This is a genomic window from Aeromonas sp. s1(2024), from assembly GCF_040908005.1.
Lineage (GTDB): Bacteria > Pseudomonadota > Gammaproteobacteria > Enterobacterales > Aeromonadaceae > Aeromonas > Aeromonas caviae.
On sequence record NZ_JBFOCW010000076.1, the window covers coordinates 1 to 25,755 of the forward strand.

Annotated in this window: 24 protein-coding genes; 7 read left to right on the forward strand and 17 right to left on the reverse strand. The window is 61.3% G+C overall.

Annotation, left to right across the window (positions count from 1 at the left end):
* Positions 1 to 125: transposase (locus tag AB5Y70_RS18405; protein WP_368175959.1), on the forward strand; the 125-nt coding region annotated here is incomplete at its 5' end.
* Positions 126 to 207: 82 nt separating this feature from the next.
* Here the strand turns inward: AB5Y70_RS18405 and AB5Y70_RS18410 are convergent.
* The gene (locus AB5Y70_RS18410) at positions 208 to 1,845 is read right to left on the reverse strand and encodes a peptide ABC transporter substrate-binding protein (protein WP_102948627.1); all 1,638 of its coding nucleotides are present in this window, start codon (positions 1,843 to 1,845) and stop codon (positions 208 to 210) included.
* A 289-nt stretch (positions 1,846 to 2,134) separates the two neighbouring features.
* Between AB5Y70_RS18410 and AB5Y70_RS18415 the strand changes: the two genes are divergently transcribed.
* Positions 2,135 to 3,037 (forward strand): DMT family transporter, encoded by a 903-nt coding sequence (locus AB5Y70_RS18415; RefSeq protein WP_010675302.1) that lies wholly within the window; start codon positions 2,135 to 2,137, stop codon positions 3,035 to 3,037.
* 101 nt (positions 3,038 to 3,138) lie between these two features.
* Here AB5Y70_RS18415 and rsuA read toward each other — a convergent pair whose 3' ends face one another.
* Positions 3,139 to 3,831 carry a 16S rRNA pseudouridine(516) synthase RsuA gene (rsuA, locus tag AB5Y70_RS18420; protein ID WP_043153817.1) on the reverse strand — a complete coding sequence of 231 codons (693 nt, stop codon included), beginning with the start codon at positions 3,829 to 3,831 and terminating at the stop codon, positions 3,139 to 3,141.
* A 172-nt stretch (positions 3,832 to 4,003) separates the two neighbouring features.
* Between rsuA and AB5Y70_RS18425 the strand changes: the two genes are divergently transcribed.
* Positions 4,004 to 5,194 (forward strand): HD-GYP domain-containing protein, encoded by a 1,191-nt coding sequence (locus tag AB5Y70_RS18425; protein ID WP_368176093.1) that lies wholly within the window; start codon positions 4,004 to 4,006, stop codon positions 5,192 to 5,194.
* Here AB5Y70_RS18425 and AB5Y70_RS18430 read toward each other — a convergent pair.
* Positions 5,191 to 5,379 carry a hypothetical protein gene (locus AB5Y70_RS18430; RefSeq protein ID WP_368176094.1) on the reverse strand — a complete coding sequence of 63 codons (189 nt, stop codon included), beginning with the start codon at positions 5,377 to 5,379 and terminating at the stop codon, positions 5,191 to 5,193. The genes AB5Y70_RS18425 and AB5Y70_RS18430 overlap by 4 nt on opposite strands.
* 178 nt (positions 5,380 to 5,557) lie before the next feature.
* Here AB5Y70_RS18430 and AB5Y70_RS18435 point away from each other — a divergent pair, with 178 nt between their 5' ends.
* Together AB5Y70_RS18435 and AB5Y70_RS18440 are read left to right on the forward strand one after the other, a co-directional pair.
* Complete coding sequence (locus tag AB5Y70_RS18435; protein WP_368176095.1) at positions 5,558 to 6,451, forward strand: EamA family transporter; 894 nt, start codon at positions 5,558 to 5,560, stop codon at positions 6,449 to 6,451.
* A 90-nt stretch (positions 6,452 to 6,541) separates the two neighbouring features.
* Positions 6,542 to 8,392, forward strand: a complete 1,851-nt coding sequence (locus AB5Y70_RS18440; RefSeq protein WP_368176096.1) for an extracellular solute-binding protein — start codon at positions 6,542 to 6,544, stop codon at positions 8,390 to 8,392.
* Positions 8,393 to 8,679: 287 nt separating this feature from the next.
* Here the strand turns inward: AB5Y70_RS18440 and AB5Y70_RS18445 are convergent, their stop codons facing one another.
* From AB5Y70_RS18445 to AB5Y70_RS18455, 3 genes are all read right to left on the reverse strand, one after another.
* The gene (locus tag AB5Y70_RS18445; RefSeq protein WP_052815087.1) at positions 8,680 to 9,693 is read right to left on the reverse strand and encodes an IS110-like element ISAeca3 family transposase; all 1,014 of its coding nucleotides are present in this window, start codon (positions 9,691 to 9,693) and stop codon (positions 8,680 to 8,682) included.
* Positions 9,694 to 9,821: 128 nt separating this feature from the next.
* Positions 9,822 to 10,214: a DUF2750 domain-containing protein gene (locus AB5Y70_RS18450; protein WP_010675308.1), complete on the reverse strand. Its 393-nt coding sequence runs from the start codon at positions 10,212 to 10,214 to the stop codon at positions 9,822 to 9,824.
* A 94-nt stretch (positions 10,215 to 10,308) separates the two neighbouring features.
* Positions 10,309 to 10,857 (reverse strand): hypothetical protein, encoded by a 549-nt coding sequence (locus AB5Y70_RS18455; protein WP_201972667.1) that lies wholly within the window; start codon positions 10,855 to 10,857, stop codon positions 10,309 to 10,311.
* A gap of 246 nt (positions 10,858 to 11,103) precedes the next feature.
* Between AB5Y70_RS18455 and AB5Y70_RS18460 the strand changes: the two genes are divergently transcribed.
* The gene (locus AB5Y70_RS18460) at positions 11,104 to 11,352 is read left to right on the forward strand and encodes a TIGR02647 family protein (RefSeq protein WP_010675310.1); all 249 of its coding nucleotides are present in this window, start codon (positions 11,104 to 11,106) and stop codon (positions 11,350 to 11,352) included.
* Here AB5Y70_RS18460 and AB5Y70_RS18465 read toward each other — a convergent pair.
* From AB5Y70_RS18465 to AB5Y70_RS18495, 7 genes are all read right to left on the reverse strand, one after another.
* Positions 11,339 to 11,650 carry a hypothetical protein gene (locus AB5Y70_RS18465; RefSeq protein ID WP_103260431.1) on the reverse strand — a complete coding sequence of 104 codons (312 nt, stop codon included), beginning with the start codon at positions 11,648 to 11,650 and terminating at the stop codon, positions 11,339 to 11,341. The two genes, AB5Y70_RS18460 and AB5Y70_RS18465, sit on opposite strands and share 14 nt — an antisense overlap.
* Before the next feature lie 77 nt (positions 11,651 to 11,727).
* On the reverse strand, positions 11,728 to 11,937 hold the full coding sequence (locus tag AB5Y70_RS18470) for a cold-shock protein (protein ID WP_005302803.1): 210 nt from the start codon (positions 11,935 to 11,937) through the stop codon (positions 11,728 to 11,730).
* A gap of 206 nt (positions 11,938 to 12,143) precedes the next feature.
* Positions 12,144 to 13,244 (reverse strand): dihydrolipoamide acetyltransferase family protein, encoded by a 1,101-nt coding sequence (locus AB5Y70_RS18475; RefSeq protein ID WP_010675312.1) that lies wholly within the window; start codon positions 13,242 to 13,244, stop codon positions 12,144 to 12,146.
* A gap of 94 nt (positions 13,245 to 13,338) precedes the next feature.
* Complete coding sequence (locus AB5Y70_RS18480; RefSeq protein ID WP_042864128.1) at positions 13,339 to 14,325, reverse strand: alpha-ketoacid dehydrogenase subunit beta; 987 nt, start codon at positions 14,323 to 14,325, stop codon at positions 13,339 to 13,341.
* Complete coding sequence (gene pdhA / locus AB5Y70_RS18485) at positions 14,322 to 15,410, reverse strand: pyruvate dehydrogenase (acetyl-transferring) E1 component subunit alpha (RefSeq protein WP_134997637.1); 1,089 nt, start codon at positions 15,408 to 15,410, stop codon at positions 14,322 to 14,324. Before pdhA ends, AB5Y70_RS18480 begins: the two co-directional genes overlap by 4 nt.
* 271 nt (positions 15,411 to 15,681) lie before the next feature.
* Entirely contained in the window at positions 15,682 to 16,701 is a 1,020-nt protein-coding gene (astE, locus tag AB5Y70_RS18490) for a succinylglutamate desuccinylase (protein WP_041213176.1), read from the reverse strand.
* Between the two features lie 269 nt (positions 16,702 to 16,970).
* Positions 16,971 to 17,180, reverse strand: a complete 210-nt coding sequence (locus AB5Y70_RS18495) for a DUF1127 domain-containing protein (RefSeq protein ID WP_010675316.1) — start codon at positions 17,178 to 17,180, stop codon at positions 16,971 to 16,973.
* A gap of 530 nt (positions 17,181 to 17,710) precedes the next feature.
* On the opposite strand from AB5Y70_RS18495, the gene AB5Y70_RS18500 reads away from it, so the two are divergent.
* A complete protein-coding gene (locus AB5Y70_RS18500; RefSeq protein ID WP_201964202.1) occupies positions 17,711 to 18,604 on the forward strand; it encodes a DNA replication terminus site-binding protein in 894 nt (297 codons plus the stop codon).
* Positions 18,605 to 18,685: 81 nt separating this feature from the next.
* Here the strand turns inward: AB5Y70_RS18500 and AB5Y70_RS18505 are convergent, their stop codons facing one another.
* The 4 genes from AB5Y70_RS18505 to AB5Y70_RS18520 form a co-directional block, all read right to left on the reverse strand.
* Positions 18,686 to 22,519 (reverse strand): DEAD/DEAH box helicase, encoded by a 3,834-nt coding sequence (locus AB5Y70_RS18505; protein ID WP_201964203.1) that lies wholly within the window; start codon positions 22,517 to 22,519, stop codon positions 18,686 to 18,688.
* A 187-nt stretch (positions 22,520 to 22,706) separates the two neighbouring features.
* Complete coding sequence (locus AB5Y70_RS18510) at positions 22,707 to 23,360, reverse strand: YceH family protein (RefSeq protein WP_049637067.1); 654 nt, start codon at positions 23,358 to 23,360, stop codon at positions 22,707 to 22,709.
* Positions 23,361 to 23,496: 136 nt separating this feature from the next.
* Positions 23,497 to 23,946 carry a glycine zipper 2TM domain-containing protein gene (locus AB5Y70_RS18515; protein ID WP_201964204.1) on the reverse strand — a complete coding sequence of 150 codons (450 nt, stop codon included), beginning with the start codon at positions 23,944 to 23,946 and terminating at the stop codon, positions 23,497 to 23,499.
* 105 nt (positions 23,947 to 24,051) lie between these two features.
* Positions 24,052 to 25,665 (reverse strand): IS1634-like element ISAs25 family transposase, encoded by a 1,614-nt coding sequence (locus tag AB5Y70_RS18520; RefSeq protein WP_076611119.1) that lies wholly within the window; start codon positions 25,663 to 25,665, stop codon positions 24,052 to 24,054.
* Positions 25,666 to 25,755 lie beyond the last annotated feature (90 nt).

The window sequence follows — 25,755 nt, forward strand, 5'->3', positions numbered from 1 at the left end:
AATTTCTGGACTTGAGAGGTGCTTACAGCAAACCCGTACTCTGGTCACGCTCTTACTTTGCGGGCTCTTGCGGCGGAGCACCGTTGGAGGTGATCAAGCAATACATTCAAAACCAGCGGGGCTGACGCCCCGGCGAAATTCCCCTCCCACCTACGTCGGAGGGAGTCCCCTTTCGCATTTAAGATGGCAATCTTCATTCCACACTCCTCATGGCTGGCTGAAATAGAGATCCTTGGTGGCGATGGCGCCCTTGAGGTTGCGGCTCGGCAAGCCGCGCAGTGCCGGGTCCACCAGTCTCATCTGGTTGTAGTGATAGACGGGGATGACGGGCACCTCCTCCATCAGCAGTTGCTCGGCCTGATGATAGATCCCGGACCGAACGTTGGCATCCAGGGTCTCGGAGGCCTGCTGCAGCAGACCATCGAAGACGGGGTTGCAGTAGCCGCTCTCGTTCTGGGGATCCTGGCAGCGGAAACTGCCAAGCATGGACGACGGCTCGACATAATCACCAAACAAAAATGAACGAGCCAGCATGAAATCACCACTGTTCTTGGCCACCTGATAAGCATTCCACTCCATGTTGTTGAGGGAGACTTCTACCCCCAGCGGTTTCCACATGGCCGCCACCGCCAGAGCCAGCTTCTTGTGGTTCTCCGACGTGTTGTAGGTCAGTGTCAACCTGAGAGGATGGGCGCTGTTGTAGCCTGCCTGGGCCAACAGCGCGGCTGCGCGGGCCAACCGAGTTGACTGGTCTTCCCGGGAGAGGGGGATATCCAGTTCGTCATAACCTGGCATGGCGGGCAGCAATGACCAGGCAGGACGTTCTCCCTGGCCGCTCACCTTCTCGGTCAGCAGGTAGCGATCAATGGCCATGGAGAGCGCTTGGCGCACCCGCACATCCTGCAATTCAGGGAGATTGAGATTGAAGGTATAAAGATAGGTGCCAAGCAGCGGCAAACCCCAGATCCGCCCCGGTGCCTCCTGCATGGTCTTCTGGTAGTACTCCAGCGCCACCTTGTTGGTGAGCTGGATCTCCCCCGCTTCGTAACGCAGCCGCTCCCCATGCTGGGAAGCGAGCGGCAGGTAGGTCACCCGCTGGATCCGGGTATGGGCGTCATCCCAGTACTGGGGGTTGCGCTCGGCTTCGATGCGCTCGTTCACCACCCAGCTCGCCAGCTTGTAAGGGCCATTGCTCACCATCTTGCCTGGCTGGGTCCACTGCTTGCCAAACTGGGTGATGACCCGTTCGTTGACCGGCACGAAGGGACGCTGGCTGACCAGTTGCAGGAAATAGGGAACGGGACGCTCCAGGGTCACTTTCAGGATCTGGTCGCTTTCTGCCTCCACCCCCAGGGCATCGAGATCGAGCGCACCGGCATAAATGGACTGGGCATTGTTGATGCCGGTCGCCAGCAACAGGCCAGCGGAGGGGGAAGCCTGCGCCGGATTCAGCAGCCGCCGCCAGGCGTAGACGAAATCCCGGGCTGTGAGGGGCTCGCCGTTGGACCATTTGAGCTGGGGACGCAGAAAGAAACGCCACACCAGTCCATCCTCGCTGGTCTCCCAGCGCTGGGCCTGGGCGGGCACTATCATGCCCTGTCCATCCTCGCTCACCAGCCCCTCGAACAGGTCCACCAGCACCACCTCCCCTGGGAAGCCGGAGCGGATCAGGGCCGGATCGAGGGACTCGGGTTCGGCGCCATTGCCTTTGACCAGGGTTTGTCTATCTGAAATGTAAGTCTGCTCAACCACGCTACTAGCCAGTGACGGCGGCACCGCCATCAACCCAAGCAGTAAGGGAGATAGCCAGCGACGGGCTGGCCTGACGGCGAAACGGTAAAACATACATTAACCTCGTTCAATTCTTTTGACTGCAATAGGGAGAAGGCCGGCGGCGCGCCTGGAAACGAATGCATGATGCCGCGCTTGTTATCCCCGAAGACGGCCCGTATTGTATCGGGCCTGCCCGATAGAGGGAGTCTTCCGGGCTATTTTTTTCATGGTTTTATGACGACATAGCGGCCACGGGTGCGTGCGACAGCAAGAAGGCACGCTCCCCTGCCCCGTAAGCAATCGGCCCGGGGTGATATGTCGCCTGTAGGTCCGGTTGTCGTCTACCGTTTCAGGGGTCTTTATGGGTTACGAATGGTTGGCGCTGGCTGCCGCCAGTTTATGGGCGATCGCCGCCCTCATCTCCGTCAAACCGGCTCGCCATCTGGGGGCCTTTGCCTACAGCCGCTGGCGGATGTTCCTGGTCAGCCTGATGCTGGCCAGCGCAAGTCTGGTGACGGGAGGCTGGCAGACCCTCACCGAGAGCGCCCTTCCCCTGCTGGCCCTCTCCGGCCTCATCGGCATCTTCGTCGGCGACACCGCCCTCTTTGCCTGCATGAACCGGCTCGGCCCCAGGCGCAGCGGTCTGCTCTTCTCCTGCCACGCCCTCTTCTCCGCCCTGCTTGGGCTCTGGCTCTTTGGCGAGCGGCTCGATGGTTGGCGCCTGCCAGGCGCCTTGCTGGTCCTGGCCGGGGTCATGCTCGCCATCCTGTTTGGTCGTCGTGGCGACAACCAGCAGAACGAATGGGAGCAGGTGCGCGGCCGCCTCGTGGTCGGCATAGCCCTTGGCCTCACCGCAGCCCTGTGCCAGAGCCTCGGAGCCATCATCGCCAAGCCGGTGATGATGAGCGGCACCGTGGACGCGGTGAGCGCTTCCGGCGTGCGCATGGGCAGCGCCCTCTTGGCACACTGCGTCTTGCGGGCACTGCGCCTGCCGCTCGCCATGCCGCACAACCCCATCAACCGGCAGGTGCTCGGCATGATAGGCATCAACGGATTTCTGGCGATGACGCTGGGAATGACCCTGATCCTGGTGGCCCTGCGTCAGGGAGATGTGGGCATGGTGGCCATCTTGTCTTCCACCACACCGGTCATTCTGCTGCCCTTGCTGTGGTGGCACTCGGGGATGCGTCCCTCGCTCCCCGCCTGGGCCGGAGCCCTGCTGGCCACCCTGGGCACGGCCCTGGTGCTGGGAATGGGGAACTGAGCCCCGTCTCTCCTGCAAGAAGGAAGGACCAACACGCCCATCGGCGGCTCTGAGCCGCCGATGCTCCCCCGCGCCGGACAGGGAGAGAGGCGATCGCGCCCCTAGAACAGAGCCACTTCCTCTTCGGTCAGCTCCCGGTATTCCCCCGGTGCCAGCTCATCGTCCAGAGCCAGATCGCCGATGCGTTCCCGATGCAGCCCGACCACCTTGTTGCCGATGGCGGCGAACATCCGCTTCACCTGGTGATACTTGCCCTCGTGGATGGTCAGGCGAGCTTCCCGATCGTCCAGGATTTCCAGCTCCGCAGGGCGGGTCTTGTCGTTCTCGTTGCGCAGGTAGATACCGTCGGCAAAGAGCGAGATGGCCTCTTCACTCACGGGATCAGCCAGCCAGACGTGGTAGGTCTTCGCACACTCGTGCCGGGGCGACGTGATGCGATGGGACCACTGGCCGTCATCGGTGATAAGCACCAGCCCGGTGGTATCGAGATCGAGGCGCCCCACCACGTGCAGTTTACCCATGGCCGGCTCGTCGAGCAGGTGGAACACGGTGGCGTGATCCGGGTCCTCGTTGGAGCAGACATATCCTTCCGGCTTGTGCAGCATGAAGTAGCGATTCTGCAGGTTCAGGGTCAAGGTGACACCGTCAAACTCGATCTGGTGTTGCTCATTGATGTGAAAGGCGGGCTGCTTGACCAGCACGCCGTCTACCAGCACTTCCCCCTGACGGATCAGCTTGCCCGCCTGGGAACGGGTCAAATCGGAGCAATCGCAAAGAAATTTGTCGAGCCGCATGCAAAAACCTCGGAATCCATCATGATTGGGGGCGACATTATATCGGTCAGACCCGACAACACCAGTACTAAGCGACAGGGACTCAAGATGGCGCCTGACGCCATGATGTGCCAGTGATAGACTGCCGTCAGCAGACCGACATCACACATAGTAATAAGCCCAGGATGTACCCATGAAGCCGACGAAGTCTCACCCCGTCATCCCCGTCAGCCAGTTGAAACCTGGCATGTATGTCATTGCCATTGCCAACCAGACTGGCGCCATGGAGATTGCCCAGACGGGCATGGTGACCAACCCTCAACAGGTGGAGGCGCTGATCCGGCGCGGCGTGCTGACGGTGCGGGTGGATCTTGCCCGCAGCAAGCTGCCGGGAGGGGGCACGGCAAGCCCGGCGGATGTGGTGACAAACGGGGCGGGCTCCTCTCGTCAGATCGGCAGTGGTGAAGGGCGCGAGCTCAAGATCCGTCGGCTCTATCAGGAAGCGCGCGAACTCCAGGGCAAGTTCATTCGCCATCTCAAGGCCGGAGAGCCCATAGACATCACGCCCCTTGCCGCCGTGGCCGAAGAGATGGTCGATACCATGTTCACCCACGGCGATGCCATGCTCTGTCTGGCGCGGATCCGTGCCAAGGATGCCTACCTGATGGAGCACTCCATGAATGTCGCCATCCTCCTGGCGCACTTCGGCCGCTACCTGGGGCTGGATCGCAGCGTGCTCAAGGAGCTGACCCTGGGTGGCCTGCTCCACGACGTAGGCAAGATCATGACCCCGGACGAGGTGCTCAACAAACCGGGCAAGCTCACCGATGAGGAACTGGAGGTGATGCGCGAGCACGTGGTCCACAGCCACGACATCCTGGCCGCCACCGCCGGCATCACCCCCATCATGCTGGAGGTGGCCGCCAACCATCACGAGCGGATCGATGGCACCGGCTACCCGCGGCGCCTCAAGGGGGATCAGCTCTCCCTCTACACCCGCATGAGCGGCATCGTCGATGTCTACGATGCGGTGACGGCAGACAGGGTATACAAACAGGGCATGCAGCCAACCCAGGCGTTTCGCATTCTGCTCAAGGGGGTTGATCTGCATTTTGATGCCGACCTGGTAACCAGATTCATCAAGTGCATGGGGGTCTATCCGGTGGGTACCCTGGTGCAGCTCTCCAACCAGCGCCTGGCCATCGTGATGCAGCGCAACGAACAGCAACCGCTCAAGCCCGTGGTCAAGGTGATCTATCACGCAGGCCATCGCCATTATCTCGAGGTGCAGTGGCTGGATCTCGCCAAAAACGGGGTTCAGGAGACCATAGAGAGCACGGTGGACCCCAAGGAGTTTGGCATCAACCTGGCCAACTTCGTCTAACCTGTCCGGCTTGTTGGCGGCTGCTGGCGGCAATGGCGAATCAGGAACTCCTCATCCAGCGGGGAGAGATCGAAGCGCAGGCAGGCCTCTTCGATGGCCCGGATGTCGTGTTGATGGTGTTCGCTGAGCCAGCGCACCGCGCGGCGCAAGTCTTCACCATGGGGCAGCAGGGTATGGTCGCTCATGGAATACCTCCGGTCAGCCATCGACGCCAGCCCGTCAATCCGGGCTCTCACTTTTAGCTTAGCCCGCGCGCACTCGCCCGGCAGACACCTGCGCCCTTGACGGTGCCCACCCTGTTGCAGGTATGCTCGATCCCTTCGGCGCCCTGCCGTGCCGACGCCGCTCAAACAAGGATGCTGCATGCAAACCAAGGACAAGTGTCTGGCCGCCCAGGTCATTCTCTGCTGGGGACTCAACTTCGTTGCCATCAAGTGGGGGCTGGAAGGCATCCCCCCACTGCTGCTGGGAGCGCTGCGTTTCGTCGGAGTCGTCTTCCCCGCCATTCTGCTGGTCCCCAGGCCTGCCATGCCCTGGCGCTGGCTGCTGGCCTATGGTGGTGCCATCAGCCTGGGCCAGTTTGCCTTCCTGTTCTGCGCCATGAAATTCGGCATGCCCGCCGGCATGGCCTCCCTGGTGCTGCAATCCCAGGTGGTCTTCACCCTGCTGTTCGCCATGATCTGGCTCGGAGAGCGCTGGCAGCCCCACCACTGGGTGGCACTGCCGCTGGCGGGAGCAGGTCTTTATCTCATTGCCACCCATGGCGAGGGCAACCTCACCCTCATCGGGTTTGTGCTGACGCTGTGCGCAGCCGCCTGCTGGGGCCTTGGCAACGTCATCAATCGCCAGATAGGTCTGCGCTATCGCACCTCTCTGCCGAGCCTGGTAGCCTGGGGCGGGCTGGTGCCCATCCTGCCCTTCTTCGCGCTCTCCTGGCTGTTCGAGGGGCCCGAACTCATCGCAAGCAGCCTGCTCAACATCCGTTGGCAGAGCGTCTTATGCGTGCTCTATCTATCGTTTATCGCCACCTGGCTCGGTTATGGCCTGTGGGGGAGGCTGCTGATGCGCTATCCGGTGGCCCAGGTTGCCCCCCTCTCCCTGCTGGTACCCTGTGTCGGCATGGTGGCCGCCGCCCTGCTGCTCGATGAACACCCCACTCCCCTGCAATGGCTGGGCTCGGGTCTGGTGCTGCTCGGCTTCGTGGTGCATCTGCTGGGGGGCAAGATGCGCTTCTTGAAGACCCAAACCGAGGATTGACCTCGCCCGGGAAACTTCCCATCATGGGTCAGGCCCTCTTGGGCCCACCCCGTTATTTCGGCAGGACGCCATCATCAGGAGAGCAAGGACATGCGTCATCCGTCATTTTCGATCATCCCCTCTTTACCAGGCATCATGCGGGTCACGGCCATGCTGCTCCCCTTCTGCTGGAGCCCGTTCGGCTGGAGTGCCACCCTGCCGGCAGATCTCAAATGGGAGAGCAACGACACCGACCCCGTCTATGCAGACCCCGAGGCCAAGCGAGGCGGCACCTTCCGGGATTTCATGTCGAGCTTTCCGCTCACCTTGCGCAAATACGGGCCGGATTCCAACGGCGGCTTTGCAGCCTACGTGCGTGAGACCAACCTGCCGCTCCTGAGCACCCATCCCGTGACGCGCAATCCCATCCCCATGCTGGCCAATCAGTGGGCTTTCGGCGCGGATAACAAGACGCTCTATTTTCGCATCAACCCCAAGGCCCGCTGGTCGGACGGCCAGCCCGTCACTGCGGACGACTGGGTCTTCACCCTCAAGATGATGCGCAGCAAGGAGATCAACGACCCCTGGTACAACAACTACTACAGCACCCAGATAAGCGAAGTGACCAAGTTTGACGATCACACCCTCGCCATCACCAGCGGCACCGAGAAGAGCCGGGAAGATCTGCTCGAAGCTCTCCCCTTCACCCCGGAGCCCAGCCACGCCATCAAGCTGACCGCCAACTGGGTCAAGGAGTACAACTGGAAGGTGCTGCCGGTCACCGGCCCCTACCAGATTGGCGAGCTCAAGAAGGGCAAGTCGGTTACCTTCGACCGGGTCAAGGATTGGTGGGGGAACGACGAGCGCTACTTTCAGCACCGCTTCAATCCGGATCGCATCGAGATCAAGGTGCTCAGGGATCAGAACATCGCCTGGCAGCACTTCCTGCGCGGTGAGCTCGACACCTTCCCCCTCGTGATGCCCAACTGGTGGCATGACAAGAGCAAGACCGCCGAATTCGAGAAGGGCTATATCGAGCGGCTCTGGTTCTACAACCAGACGCCTCAGCCCCCCATGGGGCTCTATCTCAACACGGCCGATCCCTTGCTGAGCAATCTCGACGTCAGACTCGGCATCCAGCACGCCCTCGCCCTGGACAAGATGATCGCGACCTTGCTGCGGGGGGACTACCAGCGTCTCAACACCTATGGCTCGGGCCAGGGAGAGTTCACCAATACCGACCTCAAGGCGCGCCCCTTCGATCCCGCCCTTGCTCGCGAATTCTTTGCCAAGGCGGGCTTCACCAAGACCGGACCGGATGGCATCTTGCGAAACGACAAGGACCAGCCCCTCTCCCTCAGCATCACCTACACTACGGCGGAACATGCCCAGCGTCTCACCCTGCTGCGGGAAGAGGCGAAAAAGGCGGGGCTCAACCTCGAGCTCAATCTGATGGATGCGTCTGCCGGCTTCAAATCCATGCTGGAGAAAAAACACCAGAGTGCCTGGATGGCCTGGAGCGGTGGTCGTTATCCCGCCTATTGGGAACACTTCCACAGGGTCAATGCCCACAAGCCCCAGACCAACAACATCATGAACATCGATGACGACAGGATCTCGGCCCTGGTGGAGCAATACGACAAGGCGTTCGATTTCGGCAAGAAGGCCGACCTCTCCCGCCAGATCCAGCAGCGACTCTATGAGCTCGCCAGCTTCGTCCCCGCCTATCAGGTGCCCTATACCCGGGCCGGCGCCTGGCGCTGGATACGCCTGCCCAAGGTGCCGGCAACCCCTCAGAGCGACTTGCTCTACTGGCCCCTCGACGGCTCCAACTCGGGTTACAGCTTCGGCGGCCTGCTCTGGATTGACGAAGCGGCAAAGGCGCAGACCCGGGCCGCCATCAAAGGGGGGCAGACCTTCCCGCCAGTGACCATCACGGATACCACCTACCAGCAAAAATAGGGCAGCTGGCACCGTCAGCCCTAAAACAAAATCTATGGTCACCCCCTTTTTTGCAACCTTGATTTCGGGTGTTGTGGTTGGCTTGCTTAAATCTATCCGGCGTCTTGATGGAGAATGTTCTCCGCGCCACGATGAGAATCGCGCCTGACTGTCCTAAAAAGACCCTCGGCCTAGAAAGCCTATTCTTTTGCCAGGTTATCAGTCAGGCCGGTATGCCGTTCACGTCATCCAATATCACAGTCGCAAAACCAGGTGGGTGTGTCAGTACAAAAGTAAATAGGGGCGCGTCAGGTTGGCATTGCCCGAAATTCGGTATGCCGTGCCGCCAGCGCCCAAGCCGTGCGGGCCAACTTGTTGGCTAGTGCACAAGCCACAACATTCGAATGTCGCCGAGTCAACATAGACCTGACCCAATCAGCCAATCGTCCCGTTTGCCGCTCTAGCCGTTGCATATAGGCTCGTGCACATTGCACCAACAATCGTCTAAGATTTTTGTCGCCACGCTTGCTGATACCCTTCAGGTTTGCCCGGCCCCCAGTACTGTACTGGCGTGGCACCAATCCGACTGACGCCGCGAAATCACGACTACATCGATAGTGTTTTCCGTCACCGAGCTCGGCGGCCAACACGCTGGCAGTGATCGGGCCGACACCAGGGATTGTCATCAGACGCTGACCAAGATCGTCATCGCCAAGCTGGCTGGCCAGTTCCTTGTCGATCTCGGCAATTTGCTGCTCCAGATACTTGAAATGGGCATGCAGCCTCTCCAACATGGTAATCAGTCGCGCTGGTAACTCGTGTTCAGCCATCACAGAAGGCAGGCGCTTGATGGCGGCATGACCGACGGGCAGACTGATGCCAAATTCGAGTAAAAAGCCGTGTATCTGGTTCGATGCCTTAACCCGATCGCGCACAAACGATTCGCGCACACGATGCAGTGCTCCCAACGTTTGCTGGCTTTCGGTCTTGGGCGTTACAAACCGCATGGAGGGACGGCAGGCGGCCTCGCAAATAGCTTCAGCATCGATGAAGTCGTTCTTGTTGCTCTTGACGAATGGGCGCACGAATTGAGGCGAAATGAGCTTACTCTCATGCCCAAATTCAGCCAGCCGACGAGCCATGTAATGGGCTCCGGCACATGCCTCCATGACGATGGTGCATACAGGAAAAGTTGCGAGGGATTCGATGAGCTTTGTCCGGTTGAACTTCTTGCGAAGAAGAGCCTTGCCGAACCGGTCTTGACAGTGAATGTGAAAAGAGTGTTTACCGAGATCAATACCAATAAGCGCAACGTTTTCCATGATGGCCTCTCCTGAAAGAAAAACACCCTGTCAGCGTACCGCTCACAGGGTGGGGGTGACCATCTCATTAGACCCCGCACATTGGCGGGGTCTTTGTTACAACCGGGATGGCACCAGGCAGAGGGCGCTCAGCCGCGTTTGGCCTGCTTTTGCGCAATGGCGTCGGCGACGTCGGCCGGGTCCAGCACAATGCCTTCCTGATCCGGCGTCGGGAACACGGCCACGCAGAGATCATCCTGCTCCATGCCGTCCACCCAGCGATCCAGCCACACCTTGAGGGTGATGGACTGCGGCTTGCACTCGGCCCACTCCCCTTCGGCCCAGGCCTTGGCGTAGTCGGGATGCGGCCATACCGGGATGCAATCTTCCTCTTCGGTCGTCAGCATCATGACGCCGTGTTCGTCGGTCAGGACAAACAGCTCTTCGTGCTCGACCAGCTTGCTGATGAAGTGATCAAAGCGGTAATCGGCGTTCAGTTGCAGCGCGGCATTGCGCTCGGTGTCGCTAAGTTCATAGCTCATCGGTCAAGTCTCTCGTTCAATAAAGGGCGACATGTTCACATCTTGCCGACCCCTTGTCCAGCAGGAGTAATAGGTCATCCGTCTTTCCATCGCCTCACCCCAGCTCGGGGGTCAACAGCCGGAGTCCCGCGGTCTCACCCAGTCGCTCCCTCAGCCAATAGGCGGACTCCACTTCCACAAAGCAGAGCTGATCCCGCCCCGCAGCGACCCCCACCATGATCTGCTCAAGCCGTGCTTGCTGGGCGGCACTCCAGGCAGCACCCAGCTTGCCGCCATGGGCCTCGTCCACCACCTCGCGGCGCAGCTCGAACAGGTTATCGGTGATCGGGCTGTTTATCTTGCTCGGGTGGCGCCAGTACATCTGCAGGTTGTCCAGCATCTCCTCATCGTAACTTGCCAGCGCATCGAGCTCCGGCGTCTCTTTGCTCTGGGCCGCGAATTCACACCAGCCTGCCGACAAGGTAGCCAGACTCTGGGCATCCTTGCCATGCTGACGCAGGGTTGTCACGTCTTCCCCACGAATGGCCGGCAGCCAGAGATCTCCTTGATGTTGCGCTAGGAGAGGGAGCAGCAAGGAGGGAGCATAAACAGGAAAACGGGGACCCAGAGAGTGCAGCAGAGAGACCAGAGTAACAGTGATCATGAGACGCGCCTTGAACAAGATGACCTGGCATCACGCCTGGTCATGAGGGTGAACGAGGGTGCCATTCTAGCATGTTTGCCTTGCTGGGGGCGTTTGCGTCCAGCCGGGCCGGTGATAGATAGCGTCCAAAAAAGCAGCGTTTGAACCAGAGCGGCCCCGATAAAGGCCAATTGTTTGAGCCAGCGCCCACTAAAGAGGCACCGGGGATGCTAGGTTGCATACATCTTTAGCGTAAGGAGTGCATCCATGAGTGGGATCAACCAGGTTTCTGACGATTTTGTGAATGAGCTGAAAATACTGGCGTGTTTTGATCCGGCCAACATGAGCCTGGGGATCAAGCTGCGCAGCGACATGTCGGAAGCGCTTTGCCAGGCGGCAGCGCGCCTGCACAGCCAGGGCCTGATCACCGCAGCAGATGGCGGCTATCTGACCCCTTTCGGCATGACCATGCTGGAGCATCTCCAACACCTGCTGGTCGCACTCAAGCCGAATTGAGCGGTTGTGGTGCCCAGAGCGAGAAGTTGAGCAACTCCCAGCGCTCTCCTTGTCGCAGCAGACAAGCAAACAGCAAAGGACCTTCGGGTCCTTTTATCTTGCCATCGACCAGCCACTCTCCCGCCCGTTTTGGCACCGGCTGTACCCTGATCTCATCGGGTTTCACCGCGTTTCCCAGACGAACATGTACAAACTGTTGACACACGGACACGGCATCATTCACCGCAGGATCCGGCGTTGGCGGGCTGGCCTGACCGGTCAACGCCACGGTCAGCAAGAGGGATGCGAGCAGGGTCATGACGCGTATTGATGAAGCCATGAAAACAAAAAGCCGTGGCACCAGAGGTACCACGGCTTTCTTAAATTCTGCAAGAATTACAGAGCAGTTACGTTCTCAGCCTGCGGGCCTTTTTGACCTTGGGTCACAGAGAACTGTACGCGCTGACCTTCAGCCAGGGTACGGAAGCCGTTACCTTGGATGGCGCTGAAGTGAACGAAAACGTCCGGGCCGTTTTCTTGCTGGATGAAGCCAAAACCTTTGGTTTCGTTGAAAAACTTAACGGTACCGGTGATCATGTTAGACATATCTTTAAACCTGTATTCAAAATAATTACTTATGCTTTTCAGCGGGTAAAGCTCAAAAAACGGGATTACTTATGAACAACAGGAAAAGATGTAAAACATCATATTCATTGACATAACTATCGCCCTTTCAAGCTGGTTGAGATTATACGTGCCTTTGTCGATTACGCAAACAAATTTGTACCCCGCCAGCGGCGGGGTACAGCGGTTTAGACCTGTGCCGACTCCAGTGCCTGAACCAGGGCTTTGAGGAAGCGAGCAGCCTCTCCACCGGTGCAGGCTCTGTGGTCAAACGTCATCGACAGGGGAAGTGCACGCACCGGGCGCGCCTCGCCGTGGATGAACACCACCTTCTCGAACAACTTGCCCGCTCCTATGATGGCCACCTGGGGTGGTGTGACGATGGGGCTGGCGTAACGGCCTGCGATGGCGCCAAAGTTGGTGAGGGTGATGGTTGCCCCCTGCAGCATTTCCCGCGGCACGGCACGGGCCTTCACATCGGCGATCATCCGATCCAGCCCCTGCCGTATGTCAGCCGGGTCCCGCTCTGCCACGTTCTCCATCACGGGCACATAGAGCCCATGCTTGGAGTCGACCGCGATGGCCACATTGACCTCCCTGAATAGACGCCGCGACAGGGTCTCTCCGTCAAACCACGCATTCATGGAGGGTTCGGCCCGACACGCCACGCCGATCGCCTTGATGAGGCGCACCGTCACATCTTCATCCGGGCGCCAATGGCGCAAGTCCACTTCGTCGGTGATGCTCACCGGCACCACAGTCCGGTGCGAGAGCTCCATCGCCTTGGCCATGGCCCGGCGCGAGCCTTTCAGGAATTCGTTGCCGCTCTCCTGCTGGGCCTCGAACGCCTGTTGCACATCCTGCTCGGTCACCATGCCAGCGCTGCCGGTTCCCTTGACCTTGTCGATGTCCAGCCCCAGTTTTTGCGCCAGCAGACGGACCGCAGGCATGGCTTGTACCAGCGTGCCGCCGGGCGCCATGGCCCCCACCACGAAATGATCCTCGATATGCTGCTGATGGGCGCTGACCTTGCCAACGACGGTGCCGTCATCCTCGCCCCCTTCAAACTCCACCAGCGGTGCCCCGATGTGGAGGATGTCCCCCTCCTGCCCGCACAATCTGGCGATGACCCCGGCCACCGGTGAGGGCACATCCACCAGCGCCTTGGCTGTCTCCACCGACAGCAGTACCTGATCTACCTGCACCGTATCACCGGCGCTCACCTTCCACTCGACGATCTCGGCCTCGGCCAGTCCTTCGCCCAGATCCGGCAATTTGAAAAATTTCATGACCTGCTCTCCCTCTGCTGGGACATCACCAAACATTGACAGACACCATGGAGCCCTGTGGCCCTGGCACTTGCGCATCCGTACCTGTCGCGCGTCATAGCCACTGGTTCTCCATCAGTTGCCGAGCCGCCTGCGCGATCTCCTGCTCGGTGATGAGGTAATACTCCTCGTTGCGATAGTAGGGGACGGCGGCATCCACGCCGGTGAGGCGTCTTGGCGGCGCCTTGAGGGCAGTCATCGCCTCTTCGGTCACCTGGGACACGATTTCGGCACCCACCCCGAAACTGCCACAGGCTTCGTGTACCACCAGCAGCCTCCCGGTCTTGCGTACCGAGGTCAGGATGCTCTCCATGTCCAGGGGTTTGATGGTGGCAAGATCCAGCACCTCGCACTGGATGTCCTGCTCCGCCAGCAGGTTCGCCGCACGCATGACTTCCTGGATGCAGGCTCCCCAGGCCACCACAGTGATGTCCCGGCCGGGACGCAGGGTGAAGCAGACATCCAGCGGCAGGCCGACGCCGTCATCCACCACATCCGACTTCATGGAGCGATAGATGCGATCCGGCTCGAAGAACATCACGGGATCCGGGTCCCGAATGGCCGACAGCAGCAGGCCGTAAGCCCGCTTCGGGCTCGAAGGGATCACGACCCGCAGCCCGGGGATATGGGCAAACAGGGCCTCGACGCTCTCGCTGTGGTGCTCGGGTGAATGGATGCCGGCGCCGTAGGGGGAGCGGTAAACGATGGGACAGGTGACACGGCCACGGGTCCGGTTTCGCATCCGTGCCGCCTGGCAGATGATCTGCTCCATGCCCGGGAAGATGAAGCCCTGGAACTGGAACTCGGCCACGGGTTTGAGCCCCTGGGTCGCCATGCCCACCGCCACCCCGGCGATGAGTCCTTCGGCCAGCGGCGTATCGATGACCCGCTTGAACCCGAATTTATCGCGAAGCCCCACGGTGGCGCGAAACACACCGCCGTTGACCCCCACATCCTCCCCCAGTACCACCACATCAGGATCGCGTGCCATCTCGTGGTGCAACGCCAGATTGATCGCTTCGAGCAGCGTGATATCGCTCATAGTCCCTCCCCGCTCTGCTGCATGCCCTTGGCGATGATGCGCTGGCGCTGGGCAAGATAGGCCTTCGGCAGCTCGGCAAACTGGTAATCGAGCAGGGTCTCCGGCGCCTGGGGCGTGATGGCCTCATAGGCGGCAACGGCGCGTTCCACTTCCCGGCTCGCCTCTGCCAGCAGCGCCTGTTCCTGCTGCTCATCCCACCAGCCCCGTTCAAACATGAACTGGCGCAGCCGCTTGACCGGTTCCCTGGCCCAGGCCGCTTCCACCTCGGCGCCGTCACGATAGCGAGTCGCATCATCGGCGGTGGTGTGATCCCCGAGCCGGTAGCTGACGGCTTCGATAAGCGTCGGCCCCTTGCCGCTGCGAGCCCGCTCGACGGCAGCGCGGGTCGCCTCATAGACCGCCACCACGTCATTGCCGTCCACCTGGAGGCTGCGCACCCCGGCCCCGATACCCTTCTGAGCCAGGGTGGGCGCGCTCGACTGCAACTTGCGCGGCACCGAGATGGCCCACTGGTTGTTGTTGATGATCATCACCATGGGGAGATGCCAGACACCGGCACAGTTGAGCCCCTCGAGAAAGTCTCCCTTGGAGGTGCCGCCATCGCCGATGGTCACCACGGCGACTCTGGGCTGGTTGCGCAGCTTGAAGGCAGCTGCGATGCCGGCAGCATGGGTGATCTGGGTGGCGATGGGAACGCAGATGGGCAAGTCTTCCGACAACTCGCCATCGGCCTTGTAGAAGACACTGCCCCGTTCATCGCCGCCCCAATACTGCAGGTTCTGCTCCATGGGCACGCCCCTCACGTAGAGAGTGGGCATGTCCCGGTAGTAGGGCACATAGACATCCTCTGGCTGCATGGCGAGCCCGACCCCGATCCCCACCGCTTCCGCCCCGAGATGGGAGGGAAAGGTGCCGAGTTTGCCGGTTCGCTGCAGTGCTATCGCTTTCTTGTCGTAACTGCGCACCATCACCATGTTGCGGTAGAAGGTGTGCAGCATCGCCTTGTCCAGCCAGGTCGGCAGTGTCGCGACCGGGCGCCCCTCCTCATCGAGGTAACGAAGGAAGGGGATGTCGACATGGGTCATAACTGGCTCCTTGCCGTTGTCAGCGTCACCACCATGAGGTGACATTTAAAATGTAAACAACATGTTAACCAAAGGGCAACGAGATTCACCCAGGTAAGACCAGTAGAAACTTCTTTTATTTTCGAAGGTAATTGGAATTTTCGGCGAGCAGAAACAAAGAAGGGAGCCTGTTCAGGCTCCCTGTCATATCGAGTTCGGGATCATACCCATCACCGCCATGCTGCTTGCCACCGCCCGTGGCGCAGGATCAGCATGACAAAAAGGCGTCAATTCACTCCCACAAACGGGTGGGTACCACCAGCAGCATGGTGCGCTGTCCGATGGCCACGTTGGCGTTGGGGAAGACCACCGCTTCCCGCGGTTTCTCTACCCTGTATTGCCGATCCCCATCTTCTGCCAGCACAAAACCCTGGGGAAATTCGGTGAAATTGTCCACATCGCTGGCAAACAGGAAGCGGAACTGCTCCGACTGCTTGTTGATCACCCGATCTATGGCAAAAAGGGTGAAGTCATCGGCTCGCCATGGCTCAAGGGCCACCTCATCCCGGGTCACCAGCTCCTGCAATGTCTGGCGCACCTCGATGAAGCGGGTCATGTCGTTTTCACCGAAGGGCCGCACCTTGCCCAGCTCCACCGTAAAGGCATGGGCGCCGTGCTGGTGCGAGCTGTAATAGCTGAAGGTGGTAGTCGGGCCGCTCGAGAGCAGTATGGTGCGCACGCCGCAGGCACCGAGGAAACGTACCTGCTCCTTGCAGTGGGGACGTTCGTGGGGGAAGGGATAGACGGCAAACTTCTCGTGGCGCGAGCCGCGAATGGCGGTATGCAGATCGTAGTGGTAACGGGGCCTGCCCGAGTCGGCAAAGAAGCGGCTCACATACTGCTCCAGACGCATGGCGCGGATGCGCTCCCGGTTGCACAGCCCCTCCCCCTTGCTGTGGGCGCCCGAGAAGAGGCGGTTCATGTTCTCTTCCACCTCCCTCACCCCCTGGTTCATGGCGGCGGGGTTGCCAAAGAGGAAGAGCACCCGGTGACGAACCTTGAGCTCCTCTGCGAGCAACCGGGTCAGCAACTGGTTGCAGATCTCGATAGGGGCGGTCTCGTTGCCGTGGATGCCGCAGGAGAGGACGATGTCCTTGTGCCCGGGTTGCCCCGCCTCGGAAGCGGGTTCCAGGCAGATCACCCCGGTATCCCACACGCTCACCCGGGTACCGTCGGTCAGATTGAAGGCGAAAGGCTCGAGCTGCCACTCATGGCGGCGCGTCAGGGCCAAAAAGTCATGCTGGGGAATCATCCGTCTCACCCTTTAGTCTGGAATGCCATGGCCGGATTATACGCAAGGCAACCGGGCTTAAAATCAGTTTTTAAACAAATTCAAACAGTAAGGATACAAAAGTGGCGAGAATGAGTGACAACTCATGCAACAGGGTCAAGCGGGGGGAAACACGGGAGAGGGAAAGTGGTGAACGGGTATCGGCAGGTGAAGGCAGCATGCCTTCGGCAGACTGGTGGGCATCATGCCCCTGGTATCAGCAGAAAAACAAGGCATCCATGCCCGGCTGATCAACCACGCCAGAACGGCTTGGTGGTCTCTTGATAGCGGTCGGCTTCGTTCAGACCGATGTCCTTGAGCAGGTAGGCGGGCAGCTCGGAGAGCTGGCGACGGCTGCGGCTGCGTTCCAGCCAGGTCAGGACGGTCATCTTGACGCGAGCAACCAGATTCGATTCGCTGGAATGCTGGTAACCGGCTTCGGTATAAGTCATGTTGGCCATGATATGGCTCCTCTCTCTCGTTCTGCGCAAGGCTCGGATTTGATGCGCAAAGCTTAGTCAGGGCGGGGAGGTGCCTCAATTGACGAATTTTGATACATGACATTAGTAAAAGTAATGGTTGATATCGCCAAGGAGAGAGCCATAACTATATGATTTTAAAATGAAATAATGCTGAAACTTTCCCCCTGTCAGCCTGGCAGCATTTTCTCCTGCGCCACCCACTTCTAACTATGCACTTTCCCACGCTAGCTATGCACGGCACGACGGCGAGTCAGCAGGCTGCAAACTCTCGGCCACCAGGTTTTGTTAACAAATAGATCGCAGCAAGATCGTTATTTAACAAAAAGATACGAACAGGCAACCTGAACCGGATGCCCCCATGTCACCCCCATCGTCAGGGTGGCACCGGACACTTGGCACCCTGCCATCATACTGGTATGGTTATTTATACAGTGGTTTATCATGCTGCCTCCCCACGTTGTCCCAATACCATGCTGAACAGGGGAGCGGCACACACACAGGATCTGCCGATGGACACCTTTACCCCCACCGCCGCCCTGCGTCAACAGATGGCCCTGCTGGAGGCGTCGCTGGCACGCCTTGCCCGGCAACTGGGCCAGCTCGAGCTGCTGGAGGCTCATGTCTATCCCCTCCCGGCCGTGGCCCAGGGGGAAGAGCATGAGCCCATCGAGGCCATCCAGGTGGGCTATCTCTCTGGCGAGTCGGCCCTGGCCGCCACCCTCGCCGCCTTTCAGGACCACAGCGCCCGCCCCGGCTGCTCCACCAAGGCGACCCACCGTCTGCCCGGCTGGCTGCGCTTTCCTGCCGCCTGCGCCAGGGAGCTGGCCCCCGTCATCGAGGAGATCAACGCGCACAAGCTCGCCTTCAAGGCCATGGTGCAGGCGGCGGGCGGGCGGGACGAGAAGTTCGAGCTGGTGCACGGCGCCCTGCCCGGTGTCATCACCCTGCAGGTCTATCGCAAGCTGACCTGGCTTCAGGGGGATCTGCATTCGCTGGGCTTCACCTGGGCCGACAAGCAGAGCATCAGCCGCCTCAGCCGGGAGCAGGTACTGGAGATGCTGGAGCGCAGCCGCCGATATGTACCGGCGCTCTTTGACAACGAAGAGTGGAGCAAGATGGTGGATCAGGAGGTATACGACATTCGCCGCCTGCCGGCGGATGCCGCCCTGCGGATCCGCAGGCCGGTCAAGACCCACCCCATGATCAACCTGCTCTGGCAGGACCGGGAGCCCCGCAAGCAGCAGATCAAGGCGAGCCTTCCCCTGCTGCTCTGCTCCGATACCCAGCCGGCCGTCACCCATCTGGGCCACTACCCGCCCAAGTTGCGCCAGGCACGCCGGGATCGCAAGATTGGCGGTGACCCCATCATAGAGCGGCTGCACCTCTACCTCTATCAGGGGTAGCGCAGGCTCGGCACCGCCACAAACGACAAGGGGAGCATCACGGATGCTCCCCTTGTCACATCGAGCGACAGCCCATCGCCGTCAGCTCATCAGCAGTGCCCGCAGGCTCTCCACATCCAGCCCCTTCACCTCGGACTGGCCGCTCAGGAGGCCGTCGGCCAGTGCCCGCTTCTCGTCGTGCAGCGCCACTATCTTCTCCTCCACCGTCTGCTCGCACACCAGGCGATAGACGGTCACCGGCTGGGTCTGGCCCATGCGGTGTGCCCGATCGCTCGCCTGATCCTCCACCGCCGGGTTCCACCAGGGATCGAGGTGCAGCACGGTGTCGGCCTGGGTCAGGTTGAGGCCCGTGCCCCCCGCCTTGAGGCTGATGAGGAAAAGTGGCACCGCTTCGTGGCGAAAACGCAGGATGGACTCCTGACGGGACTTGGCCGAGCAGCCCCCATCCAGATAGCAGTAGTCCCACTGCCGCTGTTCGATACGGCTGCGCAGCAGGCTCAACAGATCGACAAACTGGCTGAACACCAGCACCCGGTGGCCACCATCGATGGCTTCGTCCAGCAGCGCCATCGCCTCGTCCAGCTTGCTGCTGGTCTGGGACCACTCCGGCATCACCAGCTGGGGGGAGCAGCAGAGTCGGCGCAGCCGGGTCAGGCCGCTCAGCACATGCATCAGGGCACGGCCATCGGCACTTTGTACCTGCTGCACCACCTCGCGCCGGGTCGCCTCGTAGAGCTGACGCTCCTCGGGGGAGAGGCTGATGTGATGGATGATCTCGGTCTTGTCCGGCAGCTCCGTCAGCACCTGTTGCTTCAGGCGGCGCAGGATGAAGGGGCTGATCACCGCCCGCAGCATCGCCATGTGCTGGGGATCCTTGACCGCCTTGCCAAAGCGGCGCTTGAACTCCCCGAGGCTCCCGAGCAGGCCGGGGTTGATGAAGCTGAACAAGCTCCACAGCTCCCCCAGATGGTTCTCGATGGGGGTGCCGGAGAGGGCGAGGCGAAAATCCCCGTCGAGCTGGAACAGCAGCTTGGCGCGCTGGGTACCGGCATTCTTGATTTGCTGTGCCTCGTCCAGCACCATGCTCGACCAGCGGCGGGACTTGAGTGCGTGGGAGAGACTGCCGAGCATACCGTAGTTGACCAGGACGATCTGTCCGGCCCTGGCCCCCTGGATCAGGGTCTCCCGCTCGGCGGGATGGTCGAACACCACCACCTCGAGCTCAGGGGCAAAGCGGGCCACCTCCTCCTGCCAGTTGGTGACCACTGACTTGGGCACCACCACCAGCGCCGGGCCCAGGTGCTGGCGCATACGCAGCACGATGAGGGCCTGCAAGGTCTTGCCCAGGCCCATGTCATCGGCCAGACAGGCGCCAAAGCCGTGATGGGCTAGGGTCGCCATCCAGCGTACCCCCTCCTTCTGATAGTCCCGCAGCGCCGTCAGCAGCTCGGGGGGACAGCTCACCTCCTGCTGCCACTCCTGCTGGAGATTCTGCCAGGCGGCATCCCCCTCGGTGGTGATGACGGAGAGCAGGCGGGCCAGCGGATAGGCCAGCTTGTTGTTGATGCGCTGCTCGTTGTCCAGCATGGCGCCGAGCACGGTGAGGCGTTCCACCAGCTTGTCGCTCAGCATCAGGCTGGTCTTCTCGTCGAGCTGCACCGTGCGCTGGCCCGGTGTCAGCTGGCGCAGGATGAGGCGAAGATCGAGGATCTGGTGCTCGTCCAACGAGAGCGCCCCCTCCACCTGGAACCAGTCCTGACGCCGCTCGATGCGCAGGCTCAGGGCCGCTTCATCGAGGCTCTTGAGGCGGGCGCTGTCCTGGTGCCAGTGCACCACCACACCGGCGTCCACCAGCTCCGGCAGGGCATTGACCAGGGTGAGCGCCTGCTCCCCGTCCAGCTTCCACTCGTTGCCGGGCAGGCCGATGGGCAACTGGTTGCGAAGGCGTTGGGCATCGTCCTTCTCGGCAGCCAGATCCCGCTGCCAGTAGTGATACTCCCGGATACCCTGGCGCACGATGGCCTCCCCCTTGCCCAGAGGCAAGGGAGGCAGGTCCCCCTCCCGGGTCACCAGCTGGACCACGAGCTGCCCCTCCTGCCAGTCGAGCAGGACGGAGGGAACGCCGGGCCAGGGGGCCAGCTCGGCGTTGCCTCTGAGCCCCGCCACCTGGCTGTGCCAGGGGAGATCGGGGATCGTATCCAGCGTGCGTTGCAGCTCCTCGAGCCCGGCCGGCGGCAATGCCGGAATGGCCTCCAGGGCCGGTAATCTGTCCAGCAGCGCCTGCGGTGTCAGAATAAGCTGCCACAAATCCTGAGCCAGGGGGACGATGTGCGCACCGCGGGCGGCGGGAGCAGGATGTAGTCTGGCGCTCATGCCCTCCCCGCTCTGTACCAGTTGCAGCAGGGGGGCGCTGACGGCCAGTTGCAGCTTCTGTCCCTTGGCATTGAAGAGGCGAGGATGGTTTGCCAGGGGCACCCAGGCATCCCGGGGCAGCTTGCCCATGTTGCGCGGCAGGGTGCGCACCAGTGCCCAGTCAGCTTCGTCCAGCAGGCTGGCGTACTGGGTGGAAAGCAGGGCCGGATCGACCCTTCGCCCGGCGGTCCACTCCCCCTTGGTGCTCTGCTTCTGGATCTTGCACTCGAGCTCGGGCCCCTCGGCGTGGAGCAGCCATACCAGCCGCTCCTGAGGCTTGCGCACACCGCTCGAGCGCCCCAGCCCCTGCAACCAGTTGAGCCAGCTCGCCGAGGCGGGCGCCTTGCCTTCCTCGCCCTGTGCCCCCTCCTCGTCCTCATCCAGGGGGGAGGCGCGCAGCGAATGCAGCGGGGCACGCACCGCCCCCTGCCCCAGCAAGAGCCGCAACAGATCCTGGCAGAAGGCCATCAGACGGTGGCGCGGCTCGGCCTCCAGCAGGTGGGAGAGATCCCACTTGTGCAATATGGTCACCTGGGGACTCTGTTCGCCGTGGCGGGCCAGGGCGCAGAGATCGAGCCAGAGATAGCCCCAGTGCAGCTCCTCCAGCGGCAGTTGCAGGGTATCGAACAGCCCCACCGCCTGACCGTGGCGATCGCCCGCCCACTGTCCCAGCAGATCCGCCAGCAGGGGGGAGCCATTGCCCAGGCTGCGCTGCCACTTCTTGCGCTGTTCGCTCCCCTGTACGGGATCCGCCTGCTGCAACCAGCCGAGCCAGAGCAGGGCGCTGAACATCCTGGGCCAGGACCCGGCCCCCTCCTGCACCTGCCACAGCCCAAGCGCTCTCTGGAGCCGTTCGGCCAGGGGCTGTTCATCCTCCCGCGCCGCCAGTTGTTGCAACGCGGGCCAGTGAGTGGTCACCTCGCCGGTCAGCGGGCCGCAGAGCCACTCCCACTCGGTGGCCAGCGCCTCGACCCGCGCCGCCAGTGCAGGGGCGCAAGGGGTGACCAAGGACGCCAGCGGCCAGCTCGCCTCCGGCTCGGCATCCAGCAGGGTCTGCAGGGCGAAGTGTTCGAGCAGCAGGGTTTGCCAGGCGGGGCTGGAGCCAGGCAGCAGGCGATGGGCGTCGGGCAGATCCAGCAGGCTCAGGAGCTCCGCGCTCTGGTAATAGGCCGGGATCTGCCCCGCCTCCCCCAGGCAGAGCTCGCGCACCACCCCTTGTGCCACCTCCTGCCCCGTGACCGAGGGCACCCGGCGCCAGTCCGGCATGGGGCAAGCCCCCGAGCGTACCGCCAGGATCAGGGTCAGGGTCCCCTCCGCCGTCAGGCTCCACTGCTGCTCCGTGCGCTGGCGGATCAGCCCGAGCCGCTCCAGCCGGTTCAGGGTGTCGGTCAGCGAATGCTGCCCATGCAGCGTGTCTTGCAGGTAACGGGTGCTGGCGGCGCGCTGCAGTTGCAGCTCGCAGAGCAGGGCATGGCAATCCGAAGAGAGGGTGAAGGCTGACATCGGAACTCACGGGCAGATGCAAAGGCGGAATTTTAACGGGAAAGCGGCGGCGGCTCGACCCTTAAGCGCGAATTAGCACAAAAAAAGCGGCGCAGGGATCTGGAAGCGCCGCCACGGCCAGGGCTCAGGCTGCCGGCGCCATAAAAAAAGGCGCCGCAGCGCCTCTTGATTGAGCCAGGAGTCACCCTCAGCCTTCGAGCCGTGCCAGGCGGGATTCCAGCGCCTGCAACTGCGACTTGAGGCGCTCGACTTCCTCTTCCAGCTGGCTCAGGCGATCGGCGGCAGGAGAGGCGTGGCTGACTGCCGGTGCGCTCTGTGCCAGGGCCTCCAGGTCTATCTCCCCGCCAAACAGGTGGGCGTAGCGGGACTCCCGCTTGCCCGGCTCCCGGGGCAGCTTGACCACATAGGGCCCCCGCTCGACGAGGCCGGCCAGCACGGCATCCACCTCGGTCACGTCGTCGAAACTGCACAGGCGATTGGTGCGCGAGCGCAGTTCACCCGGGGTCTGCGGGCCGCGCAGCAAGAGTTCGCAGACAATGCCGAGCTCCTGGGCCGTGAACTTGAGCTCGCCAAATTCGGTGTTACAGAAGCGGTGCTGATAGCGCGGCACCCGGGCGTTGAAACCGGCGGTATTGACCACCAGGCGGCGGCGGATCAGCTCGTCGATCACGGCGCGGATGTCCAGCTCGGCGAGCTCCAGCACGGGCTCGCGGTTACTCTTCTGGTTGCAGGCGTTGACCAGCGCATTGAGCGAGAGAGGGTACTGATCCGGCGTGCAGATCTCTTTCTCTATCAGGCAGCCGATCACGCGCGCCTCTAATGGGCCTAGTACTATCTCCATGTCATACTCCCTTGCCAAACAAGACGTTAAGACGGTTATCTTAGCCAAGACGCTCCCGCCGTCCAGCACTCAAGCCCGTTTTTGCGAGCCGATGCCCCCCTTGGTGCAACCTTGTACAGCTCCTGCCCCGACGTGGCTATACAGACTTGTCGACCCGGGTGTCCGCTCCCGTGGTCAGGATGCGCACCCTGTCCCCCTTGGCGAAGGTGAGTGCGGGATCCTGCTCCTGCACGACGTTGAGCAGTTTGCCCGCCTCCGTCTTGATCAGCAGCTCGACCGTCTGCCGGCCCTGCCCGCTCTGCTGGTTACCCTGGCGGCGGCGGGAGACTTCGGCCCCCGCGACGGCCCCCACTTTGGTGGCGACGGTCTGGCCGGAGCCACCGCCAAATTGGCTGCCGACGGCGGCTCCCAGCGCGGCCGCCCCTATGGTGCGAAGGGGCCGGGTAGTTCCCTGCCGGGGCGCCTCCTGGGTGAGGAGGCGGCTCTCCTGTACCGTGCCGTATTCCACCTGGGCGCTGGTGCCCGCGACAGCGGGCGAACCCGTCAGGGCGAGCAGGCTGATGACGATGAATGCACTCTTCTTCACGATGTCGACTCCGGTGACAACCAAGACCCGATGACGCCGACCCCGCCTTGGGCCACGCCATCCCCCCGGGGAGACTACACCACCAACCGACATTCCGCACCTGATTTAGGAATAAATTTGCCGATAGCGCTCACCCAATACCTCCAAAATGATCTGCTGGTCTCCTGTTAGCTCCGTTACTTGTGGCGGAGCTTCTCCCAGTCGATATTCATGGATGCCACCAAAGCGCAAAAAGATCCAACGGGCCGTCGGCTGCTGGGTCGGTTTCTTTTTCATATCAGCCACACTGCGATTCTGCTCCACTAATCCCTGCCGGATCCGGTGCTCCAACGCTGCGTAAATCATCAGGCTACAGGTCATCACCATGAGCAACGCTTCAATCCGCTCCGGCTTTTTCAGGTACAGTGAGGAGGTTAAAAACTCCGGGCTCTTGAGAAAACGAAAGCCCCGTTCGACATTCTGCTGCGCTTTATAGGTGGCCAACAGTTCGGCCATGGTCAGCGTATCGCTGTGGTCATTGGTCGCCAGGATGAACACCCCGGTCTGGTTGCGGGCCTCTTCAACGCAAGCCAGGCTAGTTGCCGCCAACCCAGTGATTTGAAACTGATGGCCAATTGGCTCTTCGCCACGCTTGGGTCTGCCACGTCCTGTATAAACGGGTTCACCTACCACTTCGGCATCCAGTTGCAGCAGCATCAAGCTGGCGGTAAAACAGCTCAACTCAGCTTGGGCATCCGCCTCACAAGCAAAGCGTCGGGCACACAATTTGGCGAAGGCTTTGAGCTCGCGGGTACTGTCTTTGAGCAGGTTTTTGGCCAATGTCTGCTGCTCGCGGTGGCTGGCCTGTTCGCTGCGCACCAGCAACCAACGTTGCGCGACCCCGGCATAATTCGCGTGTTGCCAACGGCCATGATAGCCATTGCCCAGAGCGGTCAGCGGTTGTGCACCTATGGTTGCCACGGCCTGCTTTGCCTCATTGAGAGTGACGGGCACCCGGGTCACAAATAGTTGCTGCTGTTGCGCCAGTAATTGCAAGGTATCGGCGCAGTACAGTGCGGCATCGCCGACCAGATAACGGCACTCCTGCGCGGCCTTGAGACTGTTCAAATGGCGACGAACGGTCTGGGCAAAGGCTTTGGTGTCATTACTATTGCCGCTCAGGGCCTGCATATAGACAGGTAGGCCGGCCTGATTTTCACAGATGAGCTCAAGGATCACTTGATTCAGCTCTGGCCGGTGATCACGACTATAACCACGCACCAGTTGCAGCTTACCGACCAGATCCCCATCGGCACAGTCATAGGCGCCATCGACGTGGAAGCTGGTAATATCGAGGTGCACTGCGGTGCTTTTGAGCCCCAGCCGCTCGACAACTTGCGCCGCCATCACCTGATACAAGGCGCTGACATCGGCCTCAAAGAGGGCATCGAGACAGCGACCGAGCACATCATCATTGAGGTCATCAGCACAGATCCCGGGGCCAATCAGGCGCTCAACCGGCTTGTTAGCGAAGAATTGCGGGAACATGTGCAGGGTGCTGCTGTGAAAGCCGAGGCCGTTCACTATCATGGCGACCAAGGCTTCACCATGTGAGACCTTGAAAGGCGGGGTTTTGGGGAGCAAGGCATCGATCATGCGGGCAATGCCCAGTTCCTGGCAGAGTGCGGCGACCAAACCAAGGTGATCGAGGTTACGGATCGAGATAGCGGGTGCGGCCATGATGATCTACCTGCAAAAGAGAGTAATAGATCAGAACGGCCGATCGCCGTCAAGCACTGAAAATAGCAAAATCAGGTGCGGAATGACGGC